This is a genomic window from Phycicoccus sonneratiae (assembly GCF_016887965.1).
GTDB lineage: Bacteria > Actinomycetota > Actinomycetes > Actinomycetales > Dermatophilaceae > Phycicoccus > Phycicoccus sonneratiae.
This window is the reverse complement of sequence record NZ_JAFDVD010000015.1, coordinates 65,964-81,433: the sequence shown is the minus strand read 5'-3', so window position 1 is coordinate 81,433 and position 15,470 is coordinate 65,964. Positions and strand designations below refer to the sequence as shown.

The 15,470-nt window shown below is 65.2% G+C and carries 9 protein-coding genes; 4 read left to right on the top strand and 5 right to left on the bottom strand.

The window, feature by feature from the left end:
• Positions 1 to 133: 133 nt before the first annotated feature.
• The 4 genes from JQN70_RS13660 to mobF all read right to left on the bottom strand — a co-directional run bounded on the left by JQN70_RS13660 (position 134) and on the right by mobF (position 4,636).
• The gene (locus tag JQN70_RS13660) at positions 134 to 1,288 is read right to left on the bottom strand and encodes a hypothetical protein (RefSeq protein WP_204131912.1); all 1,155 of its coding nucleotides are present in this window, start codon (positions 1,286 to 1,288) and stop codon (positions 134 to 136) included.
• A gap of 202 nt (positions 1,289 to 1,490) precedes the next feature.
• Positions 1,491 to 1,679, bottom strand: a complete 189-nt coding sequence (locus JQN70_RS13655; RefSeq protein WP_204131911.1) for an excisionase family DNA-binding protein — start codon at positions 1,677 to 1,679, stop codon at positions 1,491 to 1,493.
• Positions 1,676 to 1,885, bottom strand: coding sequence for a hypothetical protein (locus JQN70_RS13650; RefSeq protein ID WP_204131910.1), 210 nt, complete (start codon positions 1,883 to 1,885; stop codon positions 1,676 to 1,678). The genes JQN70_RS13655 and JQN70_RS13650 overlap by 4 nt, the downstream gene beginning before the upstream one ends.
• A gap of 96 nt (positions 1,886 to 1,981) precedes the next feature.
• Complete coding sequence (gene mobF / locus JQN70_RS13645) at positions 1,982 to 4,636, bottom strand: MobF family relaxase (RefSeq protein WP_204131909.1); 2,655 nt, start codon at positions 4,634 to 4,636, stop codon at positions 1,982 to 1,984.
• 432 nt (positions 4,637 to 5,068) lie between these two features.
• On the opposite strand from mobF, the gene JQN70_RS13640 reads away from it, so the two are divergent.
• Genes JQN70_RS13640 through JQN70_RS13625 form a run of 4 tightly spaced genes read left to right on the top strand, consistent with a single transcriptional unit; the run spans position 5,069 to position 11,556 of the window.
• Positions 5,069 to 6,526, top strand: coding sequence for a type I restriction-modification system subunit M (locus JQN70_RS13640; RefSeq protein ID WP_204131908.1), 1,458 nt, complete (start codon positions 5,069 to 5,071; stop codon positions 6,524 to 6,526).
• Between the two features lie 5 nt (positions 6,527 to 6,531).
• Positions 6,532 to 7,110, top strand: coding sequence for a restriction endonuclease subunit S (locus JQN70_RS13635; RefSeq protein WP_204131907.1), 579 nt, complete (start codon positions 6,532 to 6,534; stop codon positions 7,108 to 7,110).
• 21 nt (positions 7,111 to 7,131) lie between these two features.
• On the top strand, positions 7,132 to 8,196 hold the full coding sequence (locus JQN70_RS13630) for a DUF8606 domain-containing protein (protein ID WP_239111590.1): 1,065 nt from the start codon (positions 7,132 to 7,134) through the stop codon (positions 8,194 to 8,196).
• A 9-nt stretch (positions 8,197 to 8,205) separates the two neighbouring features.
• Positions 8,206 to 11,556, top strand: a complete 3,351-nt coding sequence (locus JQN70_RS13625) for a DEAD/DEAH box helicase family protein (RefSeq protein WP_204131905.1) — start codon at positions 8,206 to 8,208, stop codon at positions 11,554 to 11,556.
• 34 nt (positions 11,557 to 11,590) lie between these two features.
• Here JQN70_RS13625 and JQN70_RS13620 read toward each other — a convergent pair whose 3' ends face one another.
• A complete protein-coding gene (locus tag JQN70_RS13620) occupies positions 11,591 to 15,361 on the bottom strand; it encodes an NACHT domain-containing protein (protein ID WP_204131904.1) in 3,771 nt (1,256 codons plus the stop codon).
• Positions 15,362 to 15,470 lie beyond the last annotated feature (109 nt).

The following is a 15,470-nucleotide window of genomic DNA, read 5'->3' as shown; positions in this document are numbered from 1 at the left end:
AATTGGCCCGCCGCAGCGCAGACGAAGGTCGGTGTATGAAAGTGCTGCTCATCGCCCATTAAAGCGCTGCCCCCGGCAGGTGGAGGTGTTCAAGCGGACGTGTCGGACTCTGGAGTGCGAGCCCTGTCGAGCATCATGGGTGGTCTCCCCGGGGCGTTGTTTGCGACGTGTATGGCTTCGGACCATGCTCTGATGCACTGATCGAGCGCACCCAAGGCCTACCAAAATGCGGCCGAGAACGATCAATTCCGATGGCCCACGAGGTCGGATCTACCCCTGACGGGCAGGGGGGAGAGAACGGCACCGGCTTCCTCTTCTGAGAGGCGGGTCCCGCAACCGGTCCCTGCTCCGGAAAATCCTCTGCAGCAATGAGCAAACCGCCTTGCCGAGCCTCGAGGCCGCTACTCGTAACGGCCATCCCGTCGCCGATCCATTCCTCCAGTTGACCGGTCATCCACGAACTGGGCTCGTTCGCTCGACTAGATATCGCTTCTCCGACGGCAATGGCGACATGCTCGAAGATCTGTGAAGTGATCGCGCGAGAGGCCGGCCCGTGGCCGGCGCTTTGCATCTCCAAGATGAGCGCGTCCAAAGCCTCTGCTGGACTCTGACTGGCGACCCATCGCGAACGCGCCGGGCGAAAGGGGCCTTGCTGCTCCTCATCCGGAGCAACGTAAGAGAGTTCAATGGCGGGTTCGGCTTCGTCAAAGATGTTGTGCACGAGGACCGCATGGCTCCGTTCGCCCCAGAAAACGCGCACTCGCGGTGAGCCCATAGCGCCCGCTGGGACCACGACTGAGCCATGCCACAAAGCATTGAGGTCGTTGGCCTTCTCGAGCAATTGCGCAAACGCGTCGAACGAAGCTTCCGCGCGCGCCGACTCCACAAGGGACTGCGTCTGGCGCAGACGTGCATCGCGTCGTTCAGCCAGCTTTGCATCTATGACGTCGACTCGCTGCCTTAGTGCGTCAGCAGCCTCACGTAGGTCCCTAGTTTGCTCAAGAACTTCCAGCCGCGCGGTGCTCTCGGCGGCGGCAGATACAGACTTTGTGAATTTACGTTCCAGGAGGAAGAGCACCGCCGCCAGCATCAGGGTGGTTCCCACGTTCGTCAAGGTCGTTGACGAAATCACTTGCCACTGACCGAATGCCGACGTAAGGAAAGCCGACAGGATGAACGGCGCAACGGTAAAGATGGCTCCGGCAACCGCCACAGATAGGATCAAGGCTGATCGCAGTTCTACATGTGCGGCCTGCTCGGTGCTGCGGTCCGGGACCTTGGCTCCCATTTTCCTCCTGACGTTGTCGCGGTGGACATAACCCTACGACGGTCACCTCCGACCCTTCGACCGCGGCGCAGGTGCGGTCTCCTGCTGGTCGAGATCCGATTCCCCCACCCTGGCAACGACCTTCAGACAGTCATCGGTAGGCCCGGCAGATCGCCGAGGCGCTCACCCGGATGTCGAACCCGAGCGGCAACTAGCGGGCCCGTCACCGCCCGTTCGGGACCTTGACCAAGATCCGGTCTACGTCCTCCGGGTCCAGCCGGATGAGCCGTCCACACCGGTAGGCGGTCAAAGTCCCGTCCGCGATGCGCCGTCGGAGGGTCTTGGTGCTGATCCCGGTGCGCACGGCGGCCTGGCTGAGGGACTCATATGAGCGACGGGCGGCGATGGTCATGAGCGAGGGATGCCGAGCCAGCGGCGGGTTTCGGCGACGGTGGTGTAGAGGCGTCCGGTGCCGTTGAAGCGGGACCATCGGGGGCCGACGCCGCGGCGGCGCCAGTCGCGGACGGTGCGTTGGGGGGTGTGGATGAGGGTGCAGAACTGCTCGAAGGTGAGCAGGGCGCTGTCCTCCCACTGGGTGGGGACCTCGATGGGCTGCATGCGCGGGCTCCTGCGTCGACGACTGTGGTCTCTTGTCTCCCAAAGCCGGCGAACCGATGCCACAGGGTCCTCTTGCCGATTCTTGTGACCGGATCGTTACCGTCCGATCCGCGGCGATCGGTCGGAGGACGAGGACCTCGAGGGGACGTGTGCGGGGGAACGTCGACGGGCGAGGATGTCGTTGTCCTCCGGCTGGGTGGGCCGGGGTTGGGGTCCGTAGCGCTCTATGTCCTCGGCGGCCAGGTGGGTGGCGTGGGCGGGTCCGAGGTCGGCGCGGTCGCGGCTGAAGGTGGTGACCCACTGGGCGCGGGCGTCCTCGAGCGTGTCGGCGACGAGGTGGGCGGTGTTGGACTCTCGGCCGCGGGTCATGGCGACGTACGCGGCGGCGGCGCCGGTGGTCTCGTCGAGGAGGAAGTGCGCGGCGGGGACGGTGTCGCCCTGTGCGCCGTGGACGGTGGTGGCGTAGGCGAGCTCGAGGTGGTGCTGGACGTAGTCGGCGGGGAGGTGCCGGGTGCCTCCGCGGCCGTGGACGGTGAGGGAGCCGTCGTGCTGGACGGCGGTGATGGTCCAGCGGTCGCGGTTGGCGACGCGTAGGTCGGGGTTGTTGCGGCGGGTGGCGACGAGGTCCCCGGCCGAGAGGGTCTCTCCAGCGCGGGTGGTGACAGCCGGCCCGGTCGACGATGTCTCGTGGGTGCGGTGGTGGTCGCGGATGGCGGCGTTGAGGGCGGCGACCTGCTCGCGGGTGTCGGCGATGACGAGACCATCAACACGGGCGAGGGCGGCGGTACGTTCGACGGCGGTGGGGTGCAGGACGACCTGCCCCCGCTCGTGGAGGGCGTCGAACGCGTGGGCGGGGTCCTGGCCGGTGCGCATCAGGAGGGTGAGGGCGGCGTAGTCGGGGTCGGTGAACCGGTGGATGCCCTCGAGGAGGACGTGCGCGTCGGGGGCGGCCCAGCGGGTGGCGTGGTCCAGGACGCCGCCGCGCCCGACCGCGGGCAGCTGGTGCGGGTCGCCGACGAGGGCGAGGCGGGCGCCGGCGGTGTCGGCGATGTGCAGCAGAGCCTGGGCGGTGTCCTGGTCGAGCATGCCGGCCTCGTCGACGACGAGCAGGTCACCGGGCAGCAGCCGCGCCAGCGGGTGGGCGGGTGCCGGTTCGTGCCAGCGGTGTCCGTCGCTGTCCCACCGGTGGCCGTGGTGGTGGGCCAGCCAGGCGGCGGAGAACGCGTCGGCGCCGGTCTCGGCCTGCACCACCTGGGCGGCCTTCATCGTCGGGGTAACCACGACGAGCCGGTGCCCTTGAACGTCGAGGAGGTCGCGGGCCGCGGCGAGAGTCATGGTCTTCCCGGCTCCGGCTGCGCCTTCGACGACGACCAGCCGTGCGGTGCCGCCCAGCGCGCCCACCGCCTCTCGCTGGGCCGGGTCCAAGGTTCGCCCTCTGGCCTGGGCGCCGACCGGTTCGGATGTGGCGGGGCGGTCGGCGCGGGCGGCGAGGCGGGTGGTGAGGTCGGTCTCGACGTCGAGGACCCGCCGCGAGGTCAACGCGCGGACGTGCTCGGGGACTTCACCACGGTCCAGCAACGGCACACACCGCGCACGGGCGCGCGTGGTGAGGTCTTCGACGAGCTCGCCCCGGACGGTCGGCTCGGTGATGACGTCGAGGCCGGCGATGATCTGTTCGGTCTCGCCGCGGATGTCGGCGGCGTTCCAGGCCGACCGGCGGGCGCCGAGTCGGGTCAGGACGAGGTCGGCGACGGCGTCCCGGTTGACTCGCCCGACGGCCGTGCCGACCAGGCCGACGCCGAGGTCCGGGTCGGGCCGGGGTGGAGTGAAGCCGAGGTCGTGCAGCTCCTCGCGCCACCGGGCGGCCAGGTCCGCGCCGCTGATGGGGGTGACCTTGTGGGGGCGGGCCTGCGCCCAGGCCCGCCGGTCCCACGTCCGGCGCAGCCGCTGGTCGGGCTCGCTGCCGGGGTGCTCGGTCCGCCAGGTGGCCTCGTACCGGTCGATGTTCCGGGCGATCTGTGCGGCGCGGGCACTGAACCGGCCCGCGTACGGCACCAGCTCATTTACCTCACCCGTGCCCGTGTCGAGGTGGTACCCGCGGGCCGCCAATGCGCGGCGGAACTCGGGGTCACAGGCGACGGCGGCGTGCCCGATCCCGTTGACCGCTTGGATGGAGTCCACCACCCCGACCGAGTGCAGCCCCCGCCACTGTCCGCCGGCCATGACGCGCGCGTTGACCTGGAGGTGCAGGTGACGGTGCGGGTCACCCGCTCGCGAGGTGTAGTGCCGCACCACGGCCGCCTCGAGCCGGTCCACCGGGACCTGCACCTGCCGGCCCCGCGGCCCGACCCTCGTGGTGGCGTGCGCGGCGAGCCACCCGATGACCTCCCGGGCCGCCTTCTCCTGCGCCGCGTCGTAGGCGTCCGCGACGTCCGGGTGGAGGGACGCGGCCAGGGACCAGGTCTTCGGTCCGTTGACGACGACCTCGACGAACCGCAGCCCCCGCTCGTCGGTCCGCAGCTGCCCCTTCGCGACCCCGGTCGCAACGTCGAACCCGGCGACCCACCGCTCGTACGCCGGGCCGTCCAACGCCCCCGCCTCCAGGACCGACGCCGGGTTGTCCGGACCGCTGGTGGCGACGTAGCGGGTGGCCAGCCCGGTGCCCTCGGCCAAGTAGTAGTCATCCGCGCGGGAGCGGTCGGCTTCCACGTAGGAGCGGGCCGCGGCCGCGGACCCGCGGTAGAACTTCACCCCGCCATGCACCCGGCCCCACCACCCGTCACTGCCCGTCAACTAGCCTCGGAACGACGTTCGGCCCGCCCTCACGGGCGGACCGACCTACGGAACTTCGTAGCATGCGTGCCGCGCGATGGACAGGCTTCTCGCGGTGGCTCCGATAGGGGACTTCGGGACTCGTCACAGGACGTCACAGGCCCTCGTCTCGGGAGGTGGTTGAGCCAGGTCGCGTGAGCAATGAGCGGGAAAGGATCGCGCGCATCGAGGAGAGAGCTCTCGGTGTCGAGCTGCACTCGACGGGAGCACTGCAGGGGCGGGACTGGCGCATCGGTAGGCGCGAGCTTGGGTCACGGCGCCCGGCATCCGGAAGGGCTGCCCGGAGGATCACGCAGCGTGAGGTCGCCCATCTCCAAGTCCATCGGCCCGGCTCTTACTAGGGTGGCGCCCGTGATCACGGGTGAACTGAAGGGCAAGGTCGACCGCGTCTGGGACGCTTTCTGGTCAGGGGGCATCAGCAACCCGCTCGAGGTCATCGAGCAGCTCACTTACCTGCTTTTCATTCGCCGCTTGGACGACATCCAGACGCTGGAAGAGAAGAAGGCGCGCGTGGCCGGCGGCGCCGTCCACAACCCGGTGTTCTTGCCCGGACAGACACACCTGAGGTGGAGCCAGTTCAAGAACACCTCGCCCGAAGTGATGCACCGGACGGTCGCCGAGGAGGTCTTTCCGTTCCTTCGCGGGCTAGGCGACGGCACCACCTACAGCGAGCACATGAAGGATGCTCGCTTCACCATCCCAACCTCGGCGCTGCTGTCCAAGGTCATCGACATGCTTGACAAGATCCCGATGGCAGATCGCGACACTAACGGCGACCTGTATGAGTACATGCTGTCCAAGATCGCTTCAGCCGGTACCAACGGCCAGTTCCGGACCCCCCGCCACATCATCAACCTGATGGTGAAGATGACCGCACCTCAGCCGACTGACGAGATCTGCGACCCGGCCTGCGGCACGGCTGGCTTCCTCGTCGCCGCCAGTGAGTACGTCCGCGACACGCACGCCGATGTGCTCTTGGACGAGACGCAGCGCAAGCACTTTCATGCCTCGATGTTCCACGGCTACGACTTCGACTCGACCATGCTCCGTATCGGCAGCATGAACATGCTTCTGCACGGCATCGAGTCTCCCGACATCCGCTACCGCGATTCGCTCTCCGAGGGAGCCTCAGAGGACTCGGACAAGTACAGCCTGATCCTCGCCAACCCCCCATTCGCCGGATCACTCGACTTCGAATCGACGTCGAAGGACTTGCAGCGCGTTGTGACCACGAAGGCGACTGAACTTCTCTTCCTCGCACTTTGCATCAAACTGCTGCGACCGGGGGGAAGGGCTGCCGTGATCGTTCCAGATGGCGTCTTGTTCGACTCAACCAAGGCACATAGGAAGCTGCGACAGATCTTGGTCGAGGAGCAGAAGCTTGAGGCTGTTGTCAAACTGCCTTCGGGGGTCTTCAAGCCGTACGCGAGCGCCTCAACTGCGATCCTTTTTTTCACCAGGACTGATTCGGGCGGAACTGACGATGTCTGGTTCTACGACCTGAAAACAGACGGCTTCTCTCTCGACGACAAGCGCACTCCGACCGAGAACAGCGACCTGCCCGACGTGCTCACCAGGTGGGAGGCACGCTCGACAACCGAAAAGGGTCGAAGTCGCTCCGCTCAGTCGTTTCTTGTCGCGAAGGCTGAGATCGCTGAGCAGCACTACGATCTTTCGCTTTACCCCTATCGGCGGATCAACGACGTCCACAGTGAGTATCGCGACCCGCGGGAGATCCTCGCCGACCTAGACGTCGTGAAGCAGAGTTTCGCCGCGACCAACGCGGAGCTGAAGGCGTTGATCTCGTGAATACTGTGGCTCTCTCCGAGATCGTCAGATTCACGAGCGGCGGGACTCCGTCAAAGGCAAACGCAGCCTTTTGGAACGGTAACGTGCCATGGTTTAGTGCGAAGGACGTCAAGAAGCCACGACTGACGGACTCGGCCGACCACATCTCGGAGGCGGTCTTCGCTTCAACACCTCTAAGAAAGTTGCCCGAAAACACTGTCGTGCTGGTCGTCCGCGGGATGATCCTTGCGCACACCGTCCCGATCGCTGTCCTCGGCGTTGAGGCGGCCATAAATCAGGACCTAAAAGCTCTGTTGCCGAGGGAGGGCATTGATGTCGACCCCACCTTCCTTGCCGCCATGCTTCGCGCCCAGCATGGAACCATCTTGTCTCAGGTGAGTACAGCCGGACATGGAACAAAGAAGCTTGACTCAAGAGTCCTCGAGGGCATTCGAATCCCGTTTCCAGCGCCCCAAGAGCAGCGTCGACTCGCGAAGGTTCTCGACTTGGCTGCCAGACAGCGGGCCGTGGTCGAGAGCATGCTCGAGCTCCAGGATGAGCTGATCGGCTCCCTTCAGGCTCGAGCTTTTCGAGGGGAGCTGTGACCGATGCCGGTTGAGATGAGGATGTGGCGTATCGACGGCGACGAGCCAAAGCCACTGACCACCTCGGTCCTGCCTGCCGAGAAGGACCTGCACGGGTTCCTCAAGCGCGACCCATCGCTGCTCGGCGAGCGGCTGCTGGTGATCGGCAGTGAGGTCATCACGCCGTACGGTCCACGTCTCGACCTGCTGGCGATCGACGCCGAAGGCAACCTCAATCTTCTGGAACTCAAGCGCGACAAGACTCCACGTGAGGTCGTCGCCCAGGTGCTCGACTACGGCTCCTGGGCCTCGACCCTGTCGCGGGACGACGTCATCGACATCGCCACCAAGCACCTGGACCAGCCGTTCGAGGCCGCGTTCGAGGACGTCTTCGGAAGCGCGCCGCCCGACGAGCTGAACGGCGACCTCAGCCTCACGATCGTGGCCGCAGAGCTTGACGCCAGCTCCGAGCGCATCGTCGACTACCTTCGCGGCTTCGGTGTCCCCGTTAATGCGGTCTTCTTCTCCTATCTCGAGGACGACGGGCGTCGCTACCTGGCTCGCTCATGGCTGACCGCATCGGACGACGAGACCCCGCAGGGCATCACGGGAAGCAAGAGCAGCAAGCGCGCCGCGTGGAACGGAACGGACTGGTACGTCTCGTTCGGCGGCTCCCTCGGCAGGCGTTGGGACGACGCCCGCCGCCACGGCTTCGTCTCCGCGGGTGGCGGGCGCTTCTACACCCAGTCCATACGGGCGCTGCCCGAAGGCGCACGCATCTGGGTGAACATCCCGGGCACTGGCTACGTCGGAGTCGGCCGGACCATCGGTCCTCCACGACGCTTCTCCGAAGCGCTGGTCTACACCGGCGGCGAGTGGGTGGATCTGGCGGAGCAACCTTTGGAGGGCACCTACGTCCACCCGGGCGAGGAGGACGACGACAACGCGGAGTGGGTCGTCCCGGTGGCTTGGCTTGACGCCCGGGCTGAACGAGATGCTTTCTGGGAGAAGGGCATGTTCGGCAACCAGCACAGCGCTTGCAAGCTCCGCCAGGAGTTCACCCTCGGACGCCTGGCCGACCACTTCGACATCGACGAGGGCGAGTGATCGACGCTTATGGGGAACTTCGACTTCGTCCGTCAGGCGCTGCCGTCGCTGCATGACGACTGCGCCAAGGCTGAGTCGTACCTGTCGTCCGACCCGCGCTCGGCGTGCTTCTACAGCCGCCGAGTGGTCGAGGAGCTCGTCGGCTATCTGTACGACGTCCTCTCGCTGCCTCTTCCGTACCGTGACGACCTCGCGGCGAAGATCAACGACGCTGCATTCAAGGCCAAGGTGCCGCAGGGCATCACGCAGAAGCTGACCGCGATCCGTCGCATCGCCAACACCGCGGTGCACGAGAACCGGCAGATCCGCGCGGACGTGTCGCTCGCCGTGCTGCGTGAGCTGTTTAACGTCATCGTGTGGACGTCGTACCACCACTCGCCCGCGCCGACAGTGGTGCCGCTCCAGGCTAAGTTCGACCCTGGTCTCGCGGCCAAAGCCGCACCGCTGACACGCGAGGAGGTCGCTCGCCTCGCGGCGAAGTTCAAGGAGCAGGACGAGGCACACGCCCGCGAGCTCGCCGAGAAGGACGAGCGGTTGGCCGCTCACGAGGCGGAGATCGCCGAGCTGAAGACTCAGATCGCAGCTGCCCAGGCAGCAGCCGCGCCCGACACGCGCGACTACGACGAGGCCGCCGCGCGGGACCTGTTCATCGACGTCTTGCTGCACGAGGCCGGGTGGACGCTGGATGAGGAGCGCGACCGCGAATACCTCGTTACGGGGATGCCCAACGCTGAGGGGCGCGGCTTCGTCGACTACGTCCTCTGGGGCGCGGATGGTCTGCCGCTGGCGGTGGTGGAAGCCAAGCGCACCGCTAAGTCGCCGGAGGTGGGTCAGCAGCAGGCCAAGCTGTACGCCGACTGCCTGGAGAAGCACTTCGGCCGTCGCCCCGTGATCTTCTATACCAACGGTTACGAGCACCGGATCTGGGACGACGCCGGCGGTTACCCGCCGCGCGAGACCCAGGGCTTCTACACCCGCGACGAGCTGGAGCTGCTCATCCAGCGCCGCCAGACCAAGCTCCCGTTGTCGTCCGCGCAGACGAACACCGCCATCGCTGGGCGTCCGTACCAGGTGCGGGCCATCAAGGCCGTGGGCGATGCATTCGACCGCAAGCAGCGCGAGGCCCTCCTTGTGATGGCAACCGGCGCGGGCAAGACCCGCACCACCATCGCGCTCGTCGATCTGTTGCAAAAGGCGAACTGGGTCAAGCGCGTGCTTTTCCTCGCTGACCGCACCGCCCTGGTCAACCAGGCGGGCAACGCGTTCAAGCAACACCTGCCTGGTTCGACGACGGTGAACCTCGTGACCGAAAAGGCGATCGAGGGGCGCGTCTACGTCTCGACGTACCCCACGATGATGAACCTCATCAACGAAATCGACGACGGCGCCCGTCGCTTCGGGCCGGGCTACTTCGACCTCATCGTGATCGACGAGGCGCACCGGTCCATCTACGCCAAGTACGGCGCGATCTTCGACTACTTCGACTCGCTACTTATCGGCCTCACCGCGACGCCCAAGGACGAGGTCGACCACAACACATACCGGCTGTTCCACCTCGAGGACGGTGTCCCCACCGACAACTACTCCCTCGACGAAGCAGTCGACTCCGGCTACCTCGTCCCCCCGAAGGGCATCAGCGTCGGCACCCAGTTCCTGCGCTCCGGCATCAAGTACGACGACCTCACCGACGAGGAGAAGGACCAGTGGGACGCCCTCGACTGGGGCGAGGACGGTCCGCCCGACGAGGTCGGTGCTGAGGAGATCAACCGGTTCCTGTTCAACGAGGACACCGTCGATAAGGTCCTCGAGACCCTGATGGTGCGGGGCTACAAGGTCGCTGGCGGCGACCGGCTCGGCAAGACGATCATCTTCGCCAAGTCACAGAAGCACGCCGAGTTCATCGAGAAGCGGTTTAACTTCGCCTATCCCGAACTCGCCGGCCACTTTGCCCGCGTGATCACCCACGGCACGCCGTACGCCCAGTCGCTGATCGACGACTTCTCGATCAAGGACAAGGTGCCGCACATCGCGATCAGCGTCGACATGCTCGACGCGGGCATCGACGTACCCGAGGTCGTCAACCTCGTCTTCTTCAAGATGGTGCGCTCGAAGTCGAAGTTCTGGCAGATGATCGGGCGCGGCACGCGATTGTGCCCCGACCTCTTCGACCTCGGAAGGGACAAGCAGGACTTCCTGGTCTTCGACTTCTGCGGCAACCTCGACTACTTCAGCCAAGACCTCCCCGGATCCCAGGGGCAGAGCCAGAAGTCCCTCTCCCAGCGCCTCTTCGAGGCGCGACTCGGGCTTGTCACGGCACTCGGCGACAACGAACCCGATCTACGCTCGTCCACCGTGACGACACTGCACGAGGTCGTAGCCGGAATGAACCTCGAGAACTTCGTCGTCCGCCCGCACCGCCGAACGGTAGAAAAGTATACGTCCGCAGACGCGTGGAACCAGATCGTGCCCGAGGACTTGGAGGCGTTGCTCACGCTCGCCGGACTGCCGTCACCTGTCCGTGATGACGACGAGGACGCCAAACGCTTCGACCTCCTCATCCTGCGTCGGCAACTTGCCCAGCTCGACGGCGATGCGGTGAGGGCTGAGAGGCTGCGCGAGTCCGTCCAGCACATCGCCGGCGCGCTCCTCGGCAAGACCACGATCCCGAGCGTCGCCGAGCAGGCCGTGCTGCTGGAGTCGGTGGCCGGCGACGAGTGGTGGATCGATGTGACGCTGCCGATGCTGGAGCTCGCACGACTCCGCATCCGAGGCCTCGCACGGTTCATCGAGAAGACGGCACGCAACCCGATCTACACCGACTTCGAGGACACGATCGGCGACGGCGTCGAGGTGGTGCTGCCCCGCGTCACCACCGGCACCAACTTCGAGCGCTTCCGCGCCAAGGCCGAGGCGTACCTCCGCGAGCACCTCGACAACCTCGCCCTCCAGCGCCTCCGCCGCAACAAGCAGCTCACCGCGAACGACCTCACTCAGTTGGAGCAGATGCTGGTTGCTTCCGGTGGCGAGCAGGTCGACCTCGCCTGGGCCAGCGAGCAGACCGGCGGCCTGGGGATTTTCGTCCGCGGACTCGTCGGCCTCGACCGCACCGCGGCCATCGAGGCATTCGAGAACTACCTGGACGGCACGAAGTTCTCCGCCGATCAGGTCCGATTCGTGACCCTCATCATCGACGAACTGACCAGGAACGGCGTCATGGAACCTGCACGCCTCTTTGAGTCGCCCTACACCGACCACGCACCCACCGGCCCCGACTACTTCTTCCCGGACGCAGACGTCGAGGTCATCGTTGAGACTTTGCACCAGATCAAGCAGACCGCCCTCCCGGAGGAAGTTGCCTGACGCGACCTAAGGGTTCCCGCTACCCAGATCCCCTTTACTCGAGACCAAAGACTTGCCCAGATATCTGAACGCGACTCTGGAACACCGCGCGGAGCGAATCTGGAAGTCCGCCCTCCATGGCCTTATAGCTCACATCGCGCTCCGTGACGACGGCCTGGACCAGCCTGAGCCTCCGAGCTTCGACGTATCGCTCAACAAGATCTCTCCGCATGTACAAGAAGAAGGATCCAAAACCAGGACCGTCTGTACGCCGGAAGATGGTTGCCACCTTGCCCTTGTCATCCAACATGTCAGAACTGCCGCCCGCGACGCGCAAGCTGAGAGCCTCGGCGATAGGCGGCGCGGGGAAGACGACACCCCCAACTTGATTGAGCTGACTGTGGTAGTCCTCCCAAGACCAGCGACGACACGAGTCCTCGACTGGAATGCCCCGCCTCCACCCGCTGTCGAAGTAGTCGAATGCGCGATCGTTCAGGCGCCTGGGAAGGCCGCGGCCAGTGCGGACGTCGCTGCCATACATTCTCGACCACGGAACTTCGCCGTGGTAGGTGTAGTAGTCGGCCCCGATGTCTGGGAATCCTCGGTCACCAAGGTCCCGTCCCGAATCGACCTCCTCACGCATCTGATCGACGGACCGAGGAGGGACGAAGACGGATGTCACCCACCCTCGTGCCTCGCGTCCATCTGCGACACCTTCGTGCATCGCGGCGTCGAGAAGGATCCAGTCCCCAGCGATGCCATCGACTTCGCTCATTTCGAGCAAGCTCGCGTAATCGGGATCCTGACCGTTCGCGATCCACCCGTGGAGATCCGTGGGTGAGACGGCGAAGACGTCGGTGCCGGGTGGAGTCCACCGCTTGATGTCCTTTGGAAAGGACGGGTCGATGTCACTGTCAGAGGGCCTGGGCTCGTGGAAGTAGTCGTCTTTGAACTTTCCCTCAGCGCGCCGAAGTCCATACATCTCGAAGAAGGCGATCCATGAGTACTTCTTGCCGTAGCGATCAACCTGATACCCGTCTCGCCTGTACTCCAAGTAGCGAACGATGATCTTGTCAACGTCGTTGAAATGCGCGGTGGAGTACCCGAGCCGACGCATGCGGTCAGCGATCTGCTTTCGAACACCCGCGTACTCCTTGTGCTTGAAGTCGTAGTTGCCGCGGTCATCCACGAGGCGACCAATCGTGTAGTTGCCGAAGTCCATATGGATCGCGTGCTCAGGGTCGTCGACGTCGCGCTTCCGGATCCGGGACACCGGACGAAATGGGGATACGGCGTGACCAGGTGATGGCACCAGCAGCGAGCGGTCCGAAGCGGAGAGCGCCCTGGGACGAAGCTTCAGAAGGATCTGCAGCACGCCAATCGCATATCCGCGGGTGAGGGCATGCCAAGTTGAGTGACAGGACCCGGGGCGGAGGACCTGCTCCAGCAGGAGTCGCGCAAGACGGGCCAGGTCGTCGCCGAAGTTCGATTTCCGGCCCTTTGTCGCCCAGACGCGCATGCAAACTCCGTAACAGGCGGCGAGGACACGCTCGGTGACGTACGGGTCGCCGAATGACAGGAGGGCCGACACTTCATCGAAGAGGCGCCGTGGATGCGCCTCGCCCATGAGAACGAGTGCGCGAGTTGCTCGATCGCGAGTCAGCCGGTCCGTTGTGGTGAGCAGCAAGGCGGTCAGCCGGATTGCGTGGGCTGTGACCTCCGCGTCCACCTTGCGGTGCTCCTCGCGCTCGGCCCAAGTCAGCAGGCGATGCAGATTGGAATCCTGGTCTGCCGTTCGCACGAACTCTGACCACTCGATATCTCGGTCCGCCATAGACATCGCGGCGAGCCGGTCGATCAGCCACCGGGAGCCGAGTGGGTGCCCGTCACGCACGGCAAGTCCCACTACAACTTCGTACACCCGGGAGCGGAGTTCCTGTTCCTGTCGGCGCAGCAGGAACTCGACCATCCATCTCGTCTCCGGACCGAAGCTTGATGAGGGGCGCCAGTAGAGGCCCTCCAAGAACACGTCAACGACCGGATGGACGAGTCGACGCTCCCTTGGAATATAGAAAAGGAGCTCGGCGGGAGAGCCGTCGCGCTCGGCCATTCGTCGCACGCGTTCGGGGAACTCAATCATCAGAGCTGAGGCGATACCCGGCTCGGCGAACTCGCGGCCCCAGCGGTCCACCACGAACACCGCCCCGAGACGCTGGTTCTTGTAGAAGCACCGACGCAGTCGCTCTGTGCTTGTCGTGTCCAGGTGAGCGTCAAGGAGATGCCGCGCGACGAGGTGGTCCGAGAAGCGCTGATACGGAAGCATGAGCACGTCAAAGTAGCTTCCGTCTTGGTAGCGGGAGTGTTCGATGAGAAGGCCAGCAGCCCTCATCGAGTCGATGATGGCCCCTGCCTCCTGCAGGGTTGCGCCAGTGCAGGCCCGCACCTCGTCAAGCGCCTCGTCCCGGCTGAGCCATTCCCTTCGCTCGCTTGCGAGGACGCCAGCAAGGCCAGCGCGCCCGTTGCGGGGCTCTCCCTTCATGATGCGCCAGCACGAGAGCTTCGAGATGTTGTGCGCCTTCTCGACCTCCTCGCCCACCTCCTTGACGAAGCGCTCAAGGACATAAGTCATGCTCTTCTGCCCCGATGCAAGATCCCGAAGGCGATTCTTCTGCGAGCGCTTCCCGAGATCCTTGATCCCCTCGCACATCAGACGTAGGAACAGAGGTCGCGAGAACTCTGATGTGAGGAGAGGGACGTGGAGAGCCGGCAGGTCGTAGTACTTGAAGAACTCAAGCTGCGCATCGAACTCCTGATCCTCGAAGCCCGGGTGCCGAAGCACAGTCATCCGTTTGCGGACGGTGTCCGCGACCACACTGGAATCGAAGGGAGTGCGACAGGAGACGACGAGCCCGATGTTCCCCGCGTCCGCAACGTCGCGCACGAGCCGTGGCAGCGCGCGACGCCAAGTCTCCCGGTCGGACTCGTTTATCGCGTCGATCATGATCAACGCTCGGCGTCCGGCCTCCTTCGCTTTGGCATCGAGGAGCAGCATCAGCGCCGCGCCGCTCGGCGCCAGCCCAGTGATGTCGGCAATCGCGTCGAGAGGTGGGATGTCAGTCCTCAGCGCGTTCGCGAGCACCACCAACGTGGGGGTTCCGTCGTCGATCGCATGCACGGCGCAGTCGCACAGAAAGTGAGTCTTGCCGGTGCCCCACTCGCCCAGAAGCAAGATCGAGGAGCTGTCCGCTGCAAGGTCCCCTTCATCGCCGTCGGCAAACTCCGCCACCTCGTAGAGCGCCTCCTCTAGGCGTCGGATGGCCCCAAGGCGCGACTGCACTCGGTCGCGTTCGTTTGAACGGGCCTTCTTGTCTTCCTCGGATGCGGTTCCGTCCGGGGTTCCCTCCAGGGCCCGCAGCCGCGCCCTGAGCTCATCCTCCCTAGTGGACAACCGCCCTCTGACGGATCGGAGATGTCGGCGCAGACCACGCATGGCAGCCCTTCGGCCAACAACCGTGTCGGCCGAAGCGAGCGCATCTAGGTCCGCGATGATGCGCTGAACACTCGCTACTCGTCGCTTAAACAGCCGATTCGCGAAGTGGTCATCACGGTCATAGGCCTTACGAATCTCTCCTGACAGCACCTCGACCCGTTCGCGAAATGCCGAGCCTTGGGCCAAGGCGTTAGCGGCCCGCTGAAGCGGCACGATGTCGAGGTTCGGGGCTTGGGGATCAAGGGACGGCGCGTACCTTGGCCCGGCAGCGCGCAGGGTCCGAGTCGCGACTCTGCTGAGCTCGCTCAGCAGGTCATCATCTCGAGAGTTCGTCACGTTGTGCTCCAGAATCCCTGTCCGCCGGCCCCGTTGCCGCGCCGCCACGTCGTTCAACTACCGCGATTCTCCTCGCCGCCACCGACATCCCGCGGCCCCCACGCCACGT

What these genes read in the sequence shown, in the direction of transcription:
- JQN70_RS13650 (WP_204131910.1), bottom strand. Translation starts at nt 1,885, where the DNA reads ATGCAGCCCATCGAGGTCCCCACCCAGTGGGAGGACAGCGCCCTGCTC.
- JQN70_RS13630 (WP_239111590.1), top strand. Translation starts at nt 7,132, where the DNA reads ATGTGGCGTATCGACGGCGACGAGCCAAAGCCACTGACCACCTCGGTC.
- JQN70_RS13655 (WP_204131911.1), bottom strand. Translation starts at nt 1,679, where the DNA reads ATGACCATCGCCGCCCGTCGCTCATATGAGTCCCTCAGCCAGGCCGCC.
- JQN70_RS13660 (WP_204131912.1), bottom strand. Translation starts at nt 1,288, where the DNA reads ATGGGAGCCAAGGTCCCGGACCGCAGCACCGAGCAGGCCGCACATGTA.
- JQN70_RS13625 (WP_204131905.1), top strand. Translation starts at nt 8,206, where the DNA reads ATGGGGAACTTCGACTTCGTCCGTCAGGCGCTGCCGTCGCTGCATGAC.